The organism is Belliella alkalica (genome assembly GCF_022549785.1).
In the GTDB taxonomy this organism is placed as follows: domain Bacteria; phylum Bacteroidota; class Bacteroidia; order Cytophagales; family Cyclobacteriaceae; genus Belliella; species Belliella alkalica.
In genome coordinates, this window is the sequence record NZ_JAKZGO010000028.1 from 28,815 (window position 1) to 42,276 (window position 13,462).

The 13,462-nt window shown below is 37.8% G+C and carries 21 protein-coding genes; 5 read left to right on the forward strand and 16 right to left on the reverse strand.

What is annotated here, in order from left to right:
- The first annotated feature begins 290 nt into the window (after positions 1-290).
- Positions 291-449 (forward strand): hypothetical protein, encoded by a 159-nt coding sequence (locus tag MM213_RS19520; RefSeq protein WP_241414567.1) that lies wholly within the window; start codon positions 291-293, stop codon positions 447-449.
- 189 nt (positions 450-638) lie between these two features.
- Here the strand turns inward: MM213_RS19520 and MM213_RS19525 are convergent, their stop codons facing one another.
- From MM213_RS19525 to MM213_RS19550, 6 genes are all read right to left on the reverse strand, one after another.
- Positions 639-1,154, reverse strand: a complete 516-nt coding sequence (locus MM213_RS19525) for a PH domain-containing protein (RefSeq protein WP_500790163.1) — start codon at positions 1,152-1,154, stop codon at positions 639-641.
- Between the two features lie 110 nt (positions 1,155-1,264).
- Positions 1,265-1,621, reverse strand: coding sequence for a hypothetical protein (locus MM213_RS19530; RefSeq protein ID WP_241414569.1), 357 nt, complete (start codon positions 1,619-1,621; stop codon positions 1,265-1,267).
- A gap of 6 nt (positions 1,622-1,627) precedes the next feature.
- Positions 1,628-1,885: a hypothetical protein gene (locus MM213_RS19535; protein WP_241414570.1), complete on the reverse strand. Its 258-nt coding sequence runs from the start codon at positions 1,883-1,885 to the stop codon at positions 1,628-1,630.
- A 426-nt stretch (positions 1,886-2,311) separates the two neighbouring features.
- Positions 2,312-2,491 (reverse strand): hypothetical protein, encoded by a 180-nt coding sequence (locus tag MM213_RS19540; RefSeq protein WP_241414571.1) that lies wholly within the window; start codon positions 2,489-2,491, stop codon positions 2,312-2,314.
- A 119-nt stretch (positions 2,492-2,610) separates the two neighbouring features.
- On the reverse strand, positions 2,611-2,892 hold the full coding sequence (locus MM213_RS19545; protein WP_241414572.1) for a hypothetical protein: 282 nt from the start codon (positions 2,890-2,892) through the stop codon (positions 2,611-2,613).
- Positions 2,889-3,059, reverse strand: a complete 171-nt coding sequence (locus MM213_RS19550) for a hypothetical protein (protein WP_241414573.1) — start codon at positions 3,057-3,059, stop codon at positions 2,889-2,891. The genes MM213_RS19545 and MM213_RS19550 overlap by 4 nt, the downstream gene beginning before the upstream one ends.
- A gap of 79 nt (positions 3,060-3,138) precedes the next feature.
- Here MM213_RS19550 and MM213_RS19555 point away from each other — a divergent pair, with 79 nt between their 5' ends.
- On the forward strand, positions 3,139-3,330 hold the full coding sequence (locus tag MM213_RS19555) for a DNA-binding protein (protein ID WP_241414574.1): 192 nt from the start codon (positions 3,139-3,141) through the stop codon (positions 3,328-3,330).
- 41 nt (positions 3,331-3,371) lie between these two features.
- Here MM213_RS19555 and MM213_RS19560 read toward each other — a convergent pair whose 3' ends face one another.
- From MM213_RS19560 to MM213_RS19585, 6 genes are all read right to left on the reverse strand, one after another.
- Complete coding sequence (locus MM213_RS19560) at positions 3,372-3,947, reverse strand: hypothetical protein (RefSeq protein WP_241414575.1); 576 nt, start codon at positions 3,945-3,947, stop codon at positions 3,372-3,374.
- A 6-nt stretch (positions 3,948-3,953) separates the two neighbouring features.
- The gene (locus MM213_RS19565) at positions 3,954-4,907 is read right to left on the reverse strand and encodes an RHS repeat-associated core domain-containing protein (RefSeq protein ID WP_241414576.1); all 954 of its coding nucleotides are present in this window, start codon (positions 4,905-4,907) and stop codon (positions 3,954-3,956) included.
- A 107-nt stretch (positions 4,908-5,014) separates the two neighbouring features.
- On the reverse strand, positions 5,015-5,668 hold the full coding sequence (locus MM213_RS19570; protein ID WP_241414577.1) for a hypothetical protein: 654 nt from the start codon (positions 5,666-5,668) through the stop codon (positions 5,015-5,017).
- A gap of 111 nt (positions 5,669-5,779) precedes the next feature.
- Positions 5,780-6,400: a hypothetical protein gene (locus tag MM213_RS19575; protein WP_241414578.1), complete on the reverse strand. Its 621-nt coding sequence runs from the start codon at positions 6,398-6,400 to the stop codon at positions 5,780-5,782.
- A 12-nt stretch (positions 6,401-6,412) separates the two neighbouring features.
- Complete coding sequence (locus MM213_RS19580; RefSeq protein WP_241414579.1) at positions 6,413-7,780, reverse strand: RHS repeat-associated core domain-containing protein; 1,368 nt, start codon at positions 7,778-7,780, stop codon at positions 6,413-6,415.
- 383 nt (positions 7,781-8,163) lie between these two features.
- Positions 8,164-8,757 (reverse strand): hypothetical protein, encoded by a 594-nt coding sequence (locus MM213_RS19585; protein WP_241414580.1) that lies wholly within the window; start codon positions 8,755-8,757, stop codon positions 8,164-8,166.
- A 64-nt stretch (positions 8,758-8,821) separates the two neighbouring features.
- On the opposite strand from MM213_RS19585, the gene MM213_RS19590 reads away from it, so the two are divergent.
- The gene (locus tag MM213_RS19590) at positions 8,822-9,028 is read left to right on the forward strand and encodes a DNA-binding protein (protein ID WP_241297342.1); all 207 of its coding nucleotides are present in this window, start codon (positions 8,822-8,824) and stop codon (positions 9,026-9,028) included.
- 46 nt (positions 9,029-9,074) lie between these two features.
- Here the strand turns inward: MM213_RS19590 and MM213_RS19595 are convergent, their stop codons facing one another.
- From MM213_RS19595 to MM213_RS19605, 3 genes are read right to left on the reverse strand one after another with little or no spacing between them, the layout of a single operon-like run.
- Positions 9,075-9,452 (reverse strand): hypothetical protein, encoded by a 378-nt coding sequence (locus MM213_RS19595; RefSeq protein WP_241414581.1) that lies wholly within the window; start codon positions 9,450-9,452, stop codon positions 9,075-9,077.
- A gap of 4 nt (positions 9,453-9,456) precedes the next feature.
- Positions 9,457-10,017 (reverse strand): glycoside hydrolase family 108 protein, encoded by a 561-nt coding sequence (locus tag MM213_RS19600; RefSeq protein WP_241414582.1) that lies wholly within the window; start codon positions 10,015-10,017, stop codon positions 9,457-9,459.
- A gap of 59 nt (positions 10,018-10,076) precedes the next feature.
- Positions 10,077-10,778, reverse strand: a complete 702-nt coding sequence (locus MM213_RS19605; protein WP_241414583.1) for an RHS repeat-associated core domain-containing protein — start codon at positions 10,776-10,778, stop codon at positions 10,077-10,079.
- 204 nt (positions 10,779-10,982) lie between these two features.
- On the opposite strand from MM213_RS19605, the gene MM213_RS19610 reads away from it, so the two are divergent.
- Positions 10,983-12,353: an AAA family ATPase gene (locus MM213_RS19610; RefSeq protein WP_241414584.1), complete on the forward strand. Its 1,371-nt coding sequence runs from the start codon at positions 10,983-10,985 to the stop codon at positions 12,351-12,353.
- A 3-nt stretch (positions 12,354-12,356) separates the two neighbouring features.
- Positions 12,357-12,575, forward strand: coding sequence for a hypothetical protein (locus tag MM213_RS19615; RefSeq protein ID WP_241414585.1), 219 nt, complete (start codon positions 12,357-12,359; stop codon positions 12,573-12,575).
- On the opposite strand, the gene MM213_RS19620 is transcribed toward MM213_RS19615, so the two are convergent.
- A complete protein-coding gene (locus tag MM213_RS19620; protein WP_241414586.1) occupies positions 12,566-12,973 on the reverse strand; it encodes a hypothetical protein in 408 nt (135 codons plus the stop codon). The genes MM213_RS19615 and MM213_RS19620 overlap by 10 nt on opposite strands.
- Positions 12,974-13,462 lie beyond the last annotated feature (489 nt).

Here is a 13,462-nt window from a genome sequence, read left to right on the forward strand (position 1 = left end):
GATTTTTATTATTGCGACAAAATTAATAAACAATTGACGCAATAATAGGGTTTTGTCATGATAATTGTCGCGATACAGAATATTGCGACAAAATTGTGTCGTAAAAATTCAATAAAGCCAGTTATTTTTCTTTGAATTATCCCTGCAATATTATTCAATGTGAGCTTATTAAAAATGAAAGAAAAATGTCTTGATTGGGGTTTCTGCATAAGCTTCCAATTATGGTAACTGAAATGTTTTAAATTGTATTAAGGTAGATTACAATTTGAGAAATAAAAAAGTCAATAGGTATGAAAAACACGTTAAGTATTTTTTCATTTTGTCCATCGGATAAATACCCGAGCTATTTGGAACAATTAGAATACATCCTATTTTTCCCAAGCTCAAATGGTTGGCTCGAAAAGAAGTTCCAAGACTTCTTTCAAAAGAACCTGCTTGCTGCCCAATAAAAAATCACAACCAGCACTGATCGGGCTTCCATTTATTTTCTCATTTTGACTATTCAATCGTTCTTCTCGAGAGTCTCGTTGCACCTATACGCCTATGGCGGAAATGAAGACTTTCTTTGCAAAACTTAAAATAGACAAACTACTGCTATGAACGGAAAAATTCAGTCAAATTTTGAGGTTTTTCGATGTTTACTTGTTTTCTAAAATTGGATAAAAACTTTTCTTCAGTTTTATCTTACCGGAATCGATTGGAAGATCCATGTTTGGAACAAGCAGACTAGTAATAATAAATTGCTGACCATTTTTTAATTGAATTATCGAGTAATTGTAATTATCCCAAGGAAACCACTGTATTCTATTTTCAGCTAATGGGTAGGATTTAAACCGCTTTATCAGTTCAATCTCATTGAACGAAAAGCTTGCTGATTCACCCTTGGTGTTTATTACAATTCTTTGATCTAGAGGGTCATAAATAAATACATCACCATTATTTTGCCTATAATAGTTAATATGAAGGATTAATTGCGGAATGAGGAATATCATAAATACAACAAATGAAATCAGCATGACTTTTTCATATTTTATAACCCCATACTTAATACAACTAATGTAAAATGCCCCACCTAATATTACTAAAACATAGTAAAAGATCACCCAGAGGTGTTTGAATTGATGATCGATCGAAATCTTGTAAGTATACATCATTTACCTTGGTTTCCAACCATTCCTTAAGGCATTATCAAAATTATACGAAATTTACATATTTGACATAACAACTTACAGCTGATATTTCTTTACATAAAATTACTCAAATATTAATTTATTAATTCGTCTATATAACCTTCTGATACAAATTGACTCAACGATTCTGAAAATTTTTGATTTGAAAATTGAAGTGCGTCATTATAAGATTCAAATTCAGACACAATTTTGCCATACATATCATCTGGCTCAACGTAACTAAAATCGTATATAGAATCTAATCCCTCTGATTTTTCATCAAAAACATGATGAAAAACGACATAATACATATGTTTCTTATCCCTACCTTTTTCAATCGCTAACCATTGAATAGTGGGATAACCATTAATCTCATATTTTCCGATTATGGCTTCAACCGTCTTTCCTCGACTTAAAGAATCTAAAATTTGATCTTCTGTTAAATATTTCATGAATAATTACTTTGGAGGTTTATTACCCATCTCTTGTACTCTAAGTTGCCAATGCAATTTTGAATTTAGTGAACGCATTTGTGGAACTACTCCCTGATTATTCGTTTGATGCCAAATATTCGAAGAATGATTTAGTCCAACTTCATGTATTGTAGAACCAAGCATGTTATCGGCATGATGCAGTTCTAGTGGCTGCGAACGGTCTGATTTATTATTTTCAGGAGTCATATCAACTGATTCTTTCCCGTTTTTCGCACGTTTCAAATTACCTTCAGTCCTACTTGTTTGTTATCTGAATTAGGATTACATTATGATAGATCGCTCAAAATTTCAATGCCATTTTTTGAAATAAATATTAAGAACATACTTAAATAATTAACAATTTAGTAATTGACTTTGAATCTCTTCTGGAAGCATTTCCCAAAGTGTATCATAATATAGTTTATTAATTAACCCATAATTCTGAGATGCAAATTCTTTTACTTTTTCTGGTTTAAAATTTTTTTTCCTGATGAAAAAAATCATTTAACTTCTCAAAAAGAAGATATATTCTCAATAGCTCTTCCTCTTCAATTTCTAATTTAATGATTAATTATTTCTTTTGAAAATTGGATTTCTATTTGTCAAATCTACATTTCCTTTAATACTATATTCTGTTGCCCTGTCAATTTGTTTTTCACCTTTATAATTTCATTTGGTCACAACTCGGCCTTCATCATGCTGAAGGAACTGCAGGTTGTCGTCTTCATATACAAAGCCTCCTACATAATCGGAGACTTTGGTTGTTCCTCCATCTACCGTTTTTTGTGATAGCTTGCCCCCGCTGGCATCGTAGGTGTATTCTATGTACTTTGTGGTACTGAATGTCACCTTGCTTGGTAGATTGAGGGGATTGTAAGTAATCGATGTGATGCCCTTGTTTTTAAAAGCTAGAACCCGCCCTGCAACCTGGCCCTTCGCTGAAAGCTTTATCAAAGCTTTTTTTACGCTCAGTCCTCGTTTAGGTCATAGAGATATTCATCAGCTACATTTACTCCATCCTTGAAGCCAGAGTCAACACCCGAGGCATCGGTTACCTTGCTGAGCTGATTGCCTTTGGCATAGGTATAGGTCAGGTTGTCTATCAGTTGGTTTGGAGTATCGTTATGGTTACCTCTACGATGTAAGGTCTTTATGTTTCCGTTCAGGTCATAGGTTATTGCTGGGACATTAAAGTTCATGGTATTCCCAGGCGCATTATTGCTATAGGTAGCCTTTGTCAACCTGTTCATTTGGTCGTGTAAGCATAGGTATTCTTCATAGACTCATATGGATTCTTCCATATGTTACCATTGAATCTCCTATTGGCTGTAGGTGCATCGTTGTACTTTAGATCCATCTCAAACATTTTCGGAGTGGCATCCGATGGGTTGTTGATTTTGGTCAGCCAGCCCCGCATGTTGTAGGCATAGTCTATATCCTCATAGCAATTACTTCCCTTGATTGATATAGTAAAACGATTGATTAAAGTGTTTGCCGTGAGTGCCTACAACCATTTGAAAGATAACAAAAATTTTGTGGTAGAGCTTCAGAACCACGAACTAAACGAGCAATTGATGCTGATTAACCAACTTGATGAAGATGAAAAAAATGTCCTTATCAAAATCATCAACTCAATGCTGACCAAAAAGAGGATGATGGATCTGTTGGACAGTAAACCAAATATCTAAGGCATTAAAAAAGCCCTGCATTCTTGCAAGGCTTTCCAAATTCATTGATTTATACGATTCCCTTCCCAGTCCGTCAAATTAGGCTGATGAAGTTCATGCCAACTTTCTACAAAAGAGTCAATATTGGTCAAATCTTTTTCGATTCGTTTACTTAATTCACTTATTTCCCTATCATAACCTGTCTTGGTGTGATAAGACCGTATTTTATGCCCTCCAAACATAAAATGATAATCTAAAAGAGGCATTCCTTTTATATCATCACTTCTCAATCGCATTTTTGTCAAACTATTTGGAGGCAAATGATACTGAAGGCCATCAACTCCTTGTAATTGCTCTAAAGATCTCAAATCTGGTGATAGCTTGAATATGTTTAAAAATATTTTTATCCACTGATCTCCTTTTGAAATATGTGTTACAACAATTTCTAATATTGAATCTTTTCGAACTCTACATAATTCATAAGTCAAATCACCTAAATTGTTTTTCCCAAACCACGCTGTAGAAAATGGTGATTGATCAAACCCATTATTTTTGAGTGATGATAAACCTTTGTCAAGGAATATTCTATCCCGGATTAGAAGGATTTCCTTTTCTGATACTTTGTAAAACAGTCCCATCTTTTATTAATCTCTTTCTTTTTGGGTGACAACACCAGCTCCTGTTCCTGAAGCTGCTGCTCCAGCAGCTTGTCCGACATGCTGACTTGTTGGATTACTTATGATTAAGCCTCCAGAAGTGGTTACATTTCCTGCTGCAGCTTTTTGATTTCCAGTCAGTCCACTTGTGTTAAATTTACTTTCGACAGTCAATTGTTTACCTGTAAAAGGATTTTTAAAAGCGTGGTCGTACTTAGCTACTTGCACTCTTCCAGTGGCTGTTTTCTTACCAGTTTCAACGACTGCTTTACCACTATTTACATATCCTTTTGCACCATATTTCACATTTGTAAGAGCTTCTCCCAGCTTCCCTTTAGCTGCATTTGATAAATCATCTACCACTCCACTAACTGCATTTCCAACCACTTTACCTCCTGCACCAAGTGCACTACCTATTGTGGCATCTAGAGCAACATCTTCAATGGTTGTTCCCTGCCCTTGTATTGCTCGGTTTGCAGTACCTCCCACAGCATTTGCTGTTCCAGCTACGCCTGCTGTAACTACTAAACTCGCTCCTCCTGTAAATCCAGCCGCTCCTCCTGTTATCCCTCCTTGCAAAGCACTACCCCCAACAGCACTCCAATCTGTTACAGAACCACTTTTATAAAGTTGGGCTGCAACTTCTATGCCCCCACCAACTAATGCACCAATTCCTGCACCAATGAGACCTGTAATACAATTCGGACACCTTCCATCAGGATCATTATATCTTATTGGATTGTTCCACATAGCCGCATATGGAGACTTATCGATTTGGTTTGGATGGTCCGCCAATGGATCCACCACTCCCCATCGCCCCAAATCACTCATATACATCCTCGCCCCAAAATCATCCCAGCCTGTAAGTTCTTCCCTTTCTTTTCCGTTAAACTTAAACTTCTGCCTCACTCCACTAGGTGCCGAATAAGAATTAAACGTCATCCCAAATGGAGGGCAAAGACGGGAGTCTTTGAGCCAGCTTGTGCAGAAGGTCCTTCTGGACAATTGGGGTATTGGTATGGGTTACCTTGAATTCATCAAAGAACACTTCAACGGGAGTAGCATTCTCGTTGGAGATAGCTTGTGCGCCGCGGCGTATAAATATACACATATCCCGGTTTTTCTATCGTGATTTGAATAGTTTTTAGGAGCTGGTGTGAGGACGAAGGGGAGTCTTTGGGCCAGGGTGTGTGGCAGGAGCCTGTCTCCTTTGCTGCTGAGGTCACTGGCCTGAAGGTAGACCGATCCTGCTGCAGCTGATAGTTCTGGTCGAAGACTAGGACATTCAGGTAGGCTTTCGGCCCGGTAGAATTGCCTGAACCATAGCCCAGCAGGCCTGCAAACTGCATTGGGTCTGAGCCTGCTGTTGCCCCATCGATGACGACGCTGGAAACATTATTTGAAAGGTCGCTGATCAGCTGGGCAAATGCAGAACCCGGCGTTCCGGAGGTAGCCGGATCCAAGTACTTCACATAAACCTCTGCATCTATTTTATCCCCAGGCTTAACAGCCAGCGATTTTGCCAGGCCATACTTTTCATTGCCAGCCCCAGTGAGCCTGATGGAATAAGAACTTCCTGTTGCAGTGGTTCTATTGAAGATTGGGGCATTGATCCGAGTGACCTCTCCATAGCGGAGGAAGTACTCCTGCTCATAGTCCTTGGTATCCGCATCATTTTCAAGGGTAGCCACATATTCTTGCACATCCGTCTCTGTCTTGAATGTTGCCCTCACATTCCCCAAGTGGTCTTTCAGGTGGTATTGGTACTAGAAACAAATGCATGCTGGCCAAAGCTTAGATTTACTTATCATGTATTAATTTTGTTCACAAATCTCCAGAGTAGAAGGTTCAAAACCTTCAGCAAAATCCCATTTTACTACTTCCATTTGTTTGTTTAAGTATACATAAAACATGTATTGGGATATATTTGGTAGTTCATGTAAACTAGTGACACTTACTTCTACCAGATATGTGCCTTCAAATTCTAAATGATGCTTGACTATCAAAAAGAAACTATTATTTGAGCCCAACTTTGCAAATTCTTTTATTTTTGATTTCTTAACGTCCACAGGAAGTTCATATTCAGCATATTTAATGCCAGTACCTTCCTTGTGTTTTCTGTCTTCATTCAGACCTCTGATCATTTGGATCTTCAGTACGTCTTGGATGGTATATTCATCTTCCATCTCATTCACGCCAGATAAAAGGCATGTACTTCCTGAACCATAAAAGACAGCCTTCCTGTTCAATACATCAAGGTCAACCAAAAACTCCTTCAACAGACCGCTGCTATATTCCAACAATTCTCGCTTCCTGATCAAGGAATCAACGACGAGGGTAACCGCATGGGATTCCGGATTCAATTTTTCTTCCTGGATTGCTGTACAATCCAGGAAGAAAAACATTACAATAAGAAATATATAAATCTGCTTCATAATTGTTCTATTTCATCGTTTTTCAATCTTGACAGATTCCCTTCCGCTTATGTATTCTCTCAGCTTCATAATATACTGAACATTTTCCTGAATGGCAGTAGCATTCCTTTTACTGGCATTAATTTCAAACACTATTACTCCATTTCCACTTCCATTTTGGATGGTAACTCTTGAATAAACCATGCCATTTGCCGCATTCTCTATACCACGATCAGTCTTAATGGAGCGAATACTATTGTCCGAGTTTTGCTCCAATATCTTTCCATTCACGTCACGCCTGACATATACCGTTATTTTCACATATTTTTCCCCGATTTTCCGTTTACCAGAAGTGGAATTTGTAATGGGATCATAACCATATGTATTGCTCAATTTACTACCAGAATCAATGAAATCCTCCAAATATAATCGGGGTGTTGATGGATCATCACCTTTTGCGGTAAAGTAATTTCTCAGGGTTTCTGCCAATTTAATGCCGGCATCAGCTTTTGATAAATCAATCCGTTGTCCGGATTGATCCTTTCTATCCTCTCTTTTTCCATTGCCGTAATTTTGATTGCTGTTATGAACATCTATACCATGCGCTGCCATGGCATCCTCAAATGAAACTACCTTTCCTTCATCCTCATATTTTCCGGTATCCCAATTATATCTAGGTAACATCCCTGTGGGGTCTGTAAAGACAATCGGATTGTTGTAGTTAAAATGATAAGGATTCCAACTTTCTTGTACTTCCGCCAACGGATCCACAACACCCCACCTCCCCAAATCACTCATATACATCCTTGCACCAAAATCATCCCAGCCTGTCAGCTCTTCCCTTTCCTTGCCATTGAATTTAAATTTCTGCCCAACCCCACTAGGTGCCGAGTACGAATTAAACGTCATCCCGAATGGATAGTAGTCATCCTTCTGGACTATCGGGGTATTGGTATGGGTTACCTTGAAGTCGTCAAAGAACACTTCAACGGGAGTAGCATTCTCGTTGGAGAGATAAATATACACATATCCCGGTTTTTCTATCGTGATTTGATTAGTTTTTAGGAGTTGATGGGGAATATTCGTACCTGTCTCTTTGGCTGCCGAGGTCACTGGCCTGAATGAGGAACTCAACAATTGGTAGTTCTGATCAAAAACAAGAATATTCAAGTATGCCTTAGGCCCTGTGGAATTGTCGCCTCCATAGCCCATCAGACCGGCAAATGGCATCGGGTTGGTTCCTGCCGTTGCCCCATCAATTACTACACCTGCAGTATTGTTTGCCAAGTCATTGATCAGTTGGGCAAATACAGAACATGGTGTTCCAGAGGTGTTCGGATCAAGGTATTTTACATAGATTCCGTTCTTTTGATGATTATTGGATTTTACATAAATGATCATTTCCGACTAAAAAAAACTTAATAGAGCGTCTTTGGATAGTTAGTGAAATGGTGAAGATTATCTTGATCAATTCCTCTTACTTTTTGTCTTGACACAAAAAGTAACAAAAAAGTCAAGACGGAGATATCCTATCTACGCTCAAGGCCACCGCCGCCCCGGATCTCCGTCGTCCCACCCGCAAGCATGAAAAACAGTGTGAGGAAATAAAACCAGAGATAGATTGGAATTTAGTACTTGTACTCATAGCTTAGGAATCCACCTGAATCATTCCTTTTGGCCACAACTCGGCCTTCATCATGCTGAAGGAACTGCAGTTTGTTGTCTTCATATACAAAGCCCCCTACATAATCCGAAACCTTGGTAGTTCCTCCATCTACAGTTTTTTAGGACAGCTTGCTACCACTGGCATCGTAGGTGTATTCTATGTACTTTGTGGTACTGAATGTCACCTTGCTTGGTAGATTGAGGGGATTGTAAGTAATCGAGGTGTTGCCTTTGTTCCTATCTACCGTCATGTTGCCGTTGTTATCATAGAGATACTCATCGGCTACATTTACTCCATCCTTAAAGCCAGAGTCAACACCCGAGGCATCTGTGACCTTGCTGAGCTGATTGCCTTTGGCATAGGTATAGGTCAGGTTGTCTATGAGTTGGTTTGGGGTGTCGTTGTGGTTGCCTCTTCGCTGTAAGGTCTTTATGTTTCCATTCAGGTCATAGGTTATTGCTGTGACATTAAAGTTCATGGTATTCCCAGGTGCATTATTGCTATAGGTAGTCTTTGTCAACCTGTTCATTTGGTCATAGGTGTAGGCATAGGTATTCTTCATAGACTCATATGGATTCTTCCATTCGGTCTGACCTATGTTACCATTGAATCTCCTATTGGCTGTAGGTGCATCGTTGTACTTTAGGTCCATCTCAAACAATTTCGGTGTGGCATCGGATGGGTCGTTGATTTTGGTCAGCCACCCCCTCATATTGTAGGCATAATCTACTCCTTATTTAACCATTACTCCCTCTATTGATATTGTGCAACGATTGATGAAGGTGTTTGCCGTAAGTGCCGACAACCTTTTAAACGATAGTGAAAACTCGGTGGTAGAGCTTCAGAACCACGAACTAAACGAACAATTGATGCTGATTAATCAGCTCGATGAAGATGAAAAAAATGCTCTGGTTAAAATCATCAACTCAATGCTGACCAAAAAGCGGATGAAGGATTTATTGGACGGTAAAGCAAATTTTTAGGCATTAAAAAAACGCCAAGCTGTTAAGCCTAGCGTTTGAGTTTTAACTATTCCTTTTCTTTGAAGAACTTAATTTCTTTGACCATAAAAGGGTGATTTTCCTCCTTAAAAGTCAATTTAATAGATTCTTCTTCAAAAACCATCATTATAGCATATTCTAAATCATCATAACAACTTAATAAAGTACCTTCATATTCGGTCTTACCTTTTTTCTGCACATTAAATGATGACTCCTCCTCTACACAGCAATCAATTCTTTCTCCATTAACAGAAACAAAACAGTGATTTCCATAGATTACATTATCATTAATGTCATCTACAGTAATGTATGATTCTTTAGTATAGGTGTAATACTTTCCCGTAAATTCTTCTTGTCCAGTACAAGAACCAAACAAAAATAAAATTTGAAATATTCTTAATACCATCTTCTTAAGGTGTTTGATATTGAAAACGATTCACTCTATTTGTCCAACCTTTTTTAAACGTTTCTAATTTTGGGTTATTCTCAATTATACGGTCAAACCTATTCAACCTTTCTTGTTTGTAAGTATTAAACACATTTTCAGCAGAATTAATCTTTAATATAGAATTCAAAGTGCCTATTGACCTACCACTTTCACCATAAGAGCTAATTGTATTTCCTAATACATTTGAAGCCCCTCCGTGCAAATAAGTATCAAAATGTAACCATCCAAGTTGTTTATCCGAAATATTCCCTGCTCCACTTGGATTCCAATAACCTGCCTCGTAAATCGCTGCCGCTTGGCTATCAGTCAACCTTTTAAGATTGCCTAATGTAGGCTGAACATTTAATAAGTCCTTAGAATATTTTTTAAATGTATTTAATGTGATCCCTTTATTCGTTGCTCCTCCTGGGTCGTTAGGGTGATTTACAAAGCCCCCTTCGTGGCTTAATAGAGTAGGAAAATATTCCTGTAGTTTTGAGTCTGAAATACTATAATTCCATTCTGAAAATTGTGTGTTTTTCAAAACTCCAACACCAAAGGTAATATTACCATTTTGGTCAGCGTGATAAACCCTTCCATCATCTACACGATCACTTGCAATCCAGTTTCCATCTTTATCATAATATTCCCCATCAAGAGCCCATCCGGATCAATTCTTAAAATAGGATTATTCTGCACAAAATTGTACGGTGATACCCATTCTCTAAGGTGAGCCATCGGATCCACAACACTCCATCTCCCTATTGCCGGGTCATACATCCTAGCCCCGTAGTCATAATATCTCAACCCATTTTCTTCTATATATTCCTTCCCGTTATAGAGGTAACGGTTTGTATGGTTATTATAACTATATGCCAAACCAGTCAGCTCACTGCCAAATGGATAGTAGTGCGACTCCTGGACTATGATGGGCGTGCTGCTCATCACAGTAAAGTCATCAAACCACACATTCTCACTTGTCTCATTGACCAGATAGACTTCTATACTTGTGCGCCGTGGCGTATAACCATCTTCTTCCACTTTCAGCGTATCCGAAAGGTATTCGTGCCTGTTTTTGGAGGCTCCAGAAAGCAATTGCTTGCCCCTGCCTATCTCTACACTGTCACTGTTATAGAGGCTGTAGGCCATATATGCCTCTGGGACTTCCTTCTCTCCCAAATCACTAAGGATCAAACCCAGCACATTCAGGACTGCAAGCTGGTTGGTGCCAGGTGTCATACGTGTCCCAATTTCTGTCAATCCCTGAATAAGGGTTTCCCTATTGGCAAAACTGCTCACAGCCATAGGCAATTTAGCAGAATTCTTCCGATCTTCAAATTTATAAGGATTGATGGTAGTTTGAGATTATAGAGAGGGCTGAGTAGGATAGTAAGGTGATTCTATTGCTTTTTACAAAAGGCTAAAAGACACTCAGGCCAAAACAAAATCTCAATAAGTTGGCGTAAGATGTGATTTTTTCACTAAATTTGTAGAATAAACAGCAAAACAATGTTAATTAGATTCACAATTGAGAATTTTTTGTCATTTAGAGAAAAACAAGTCTTTTCAATGATACCAGGTAAAGGCTCTCTTAAGTCACATCATAAATCAACTTCAGCAAAAGGAGTTTCAGCTTTAAAAGCAGGAGTTATTTTCGGGGCAAATGCATCAGGTAAATCTAATCTAATTAAGGCAATAGATTTTGGAAGAAAGACCGTCTTAAATGGAACTAAACCTGAACAGCTAATAAGCACAAATTTTTACAAGCTTGATAAAAAATTCTTTAATGAACCTACATATGTTGAGTATGAAATCCAGCATAAGGGAAAGAATTATGCTTATGGATTTATTCTAAATTCCAAAGAGATTATTGATGAATGGCTGTTTGAAATAATTAAATCAGGTGAAACAAAAATATTTGAGAGAAAAAACACAACTGAATATGACTTGGGTTTCCTTTTTAAGAAGAATAAAACATCAGAGGAAAAACAGTTTTTAGAATTTACTGCAAAAGGAACACCGAGAAACCAACTATTAATTACACAAATTAGAAACACGAATGTCATTGACAATGTTAGTGACATTCAAGACATTTTAAATGTTATTGATTGGTTTCAGAATGCTTTAACCGTTATATATTCAGGAACAAAGAACATTAGTAAAAAATTTGAATTACATAAGGATACTAATCTTCAACAAGTATTCAAAGATATGCTTGAGTATTTTGACACAGGAATTGATGGGATTGAATTTAAAGAGGTTGATTTTGAGAAAATGGATATTCTTACGGAAGTCAAAGAAGACATTAAGAGTGATTTATTAAGTGAAAAATCTGAAAAGACAAGTGCCTTTTTATCAAATCCTCAAGACGACAAATATTATGTGATTTCCAAAATAGACAATCTCACTGTTCAAGCTAAGTTACTCAAAACTAAGCACAAGATTGTTGGTGGTGGATACGAGCTCTTTGATTTGAAGGATGAGTCTGATGGTACAAGAAGAATTATGGACTTAATACCATTAATAATAGATTTTTTTAGAGGAGGAAATGTGTTTGTAGTTGATGAAATCGAAAGGAGTTTACACCCTAACCTAGTTCGAGACTTTTTTGAATTCATTTTGGATAAGTGCGAAAATATAAACAGCCAACTTATTGTTTCCAGTCACGAAGCAACCCTGTTAACTCAAAAACTACTAAGAAAAGATGAAATTTGGTTTGCTGTAAAGAACAAAGAGGGTGCAACAAAACTTCATTCATTGGAAGACTACAATGTCCGCTTTGACAAAGAAATAATGAAAGATTATTTACTTGGACGATTTAAAGGTGTACCAAAACTTGGCAATAGAAATCAATTAAGTATTTTACCAATTAACGAATAAGTTATGCCAAGAGAACCTATTCCATTAGTTCGTGAAGGAGGATTCCTTGAAGCCGAGAAAATGTTTGTTTTGTCTTATGAGGGCAAAGTAAGTGAAAAGAAATATTTTGAAGATTTTAGAATATCCGATTTATTTAATGACAGTGGTTTAATTGAAGTTATCTCATTGAAAAGACCAACAAACAAAGATATTTTTACCTTTTACCAAAACTGCTATAAGTAGAGCAAAAGCACTTGATAATGAAAACCAAGATTACCCAAAAGAACTAGGAACTCATTTTTATAAACTAATTGAAAAATTGCTGACTCATGAATGAAGCCCGAATGCCTAATATTTAGCCCACTAGAGAAAAGCCCTTGATACCGATCCCTATCGTTAAGCCCCGATAGGAGAAAAAATCTATCAGTGCCCCCGATAGGAATAAGGAAGCTAGTGGCTTTTGACTGACATCCGAAGGGTGAAGGGTTTGCTTGGTGGATTTCAGGAAGTGGTTGTTTTAGTTTTTGGATGTATTTAGGAGATTTTGCTTTGATTTGGGTACGACATCCACCACCCATTGCTTTGAGATTTAATTTTTCAGCGTGTCTTGAATCCAATCGTTGATTTCTTAGAGCCTGCATAAGGATCAAGAGGGTGCTGGATTGGGCTTGAAAGGATTTTGTTTTTTTATATTTACATTGGAAATTGGTTCAACCTTAGGTAAACTAGAACCGAAGCGTATTATAAAAATAAAGAGCCCCCGATGCCCGGGGCTGGCAGTGTGAGGCGAGTGTTCTCTTGCCTAGTTCTGTGGAAAGGTGAGGGAGAAATTCCCTTGCCTGACCTGATTAGCGGAAATGGTGAAAACCCGTTTTCAATTGATGGATATTCCGGAGCATGTTGACCCCTCAGAATCGGAATGTTTTTGTTTAGTGAAAGTGGCCTGATTGGCCAGATTCGACTGACATTCCGGCGGATATTGACCCCCTAAAGCAAGAATTTGATAAAGATTCCGGATCATGTTGACCCCCTTTGGTCAAAATTCCGGAGCATATTGACCCCTCTGATTAATGGTTTTGGTTTTTTTAGCGGACACTTTAGATAACCGCTAATTATAATCCTATGGCTGG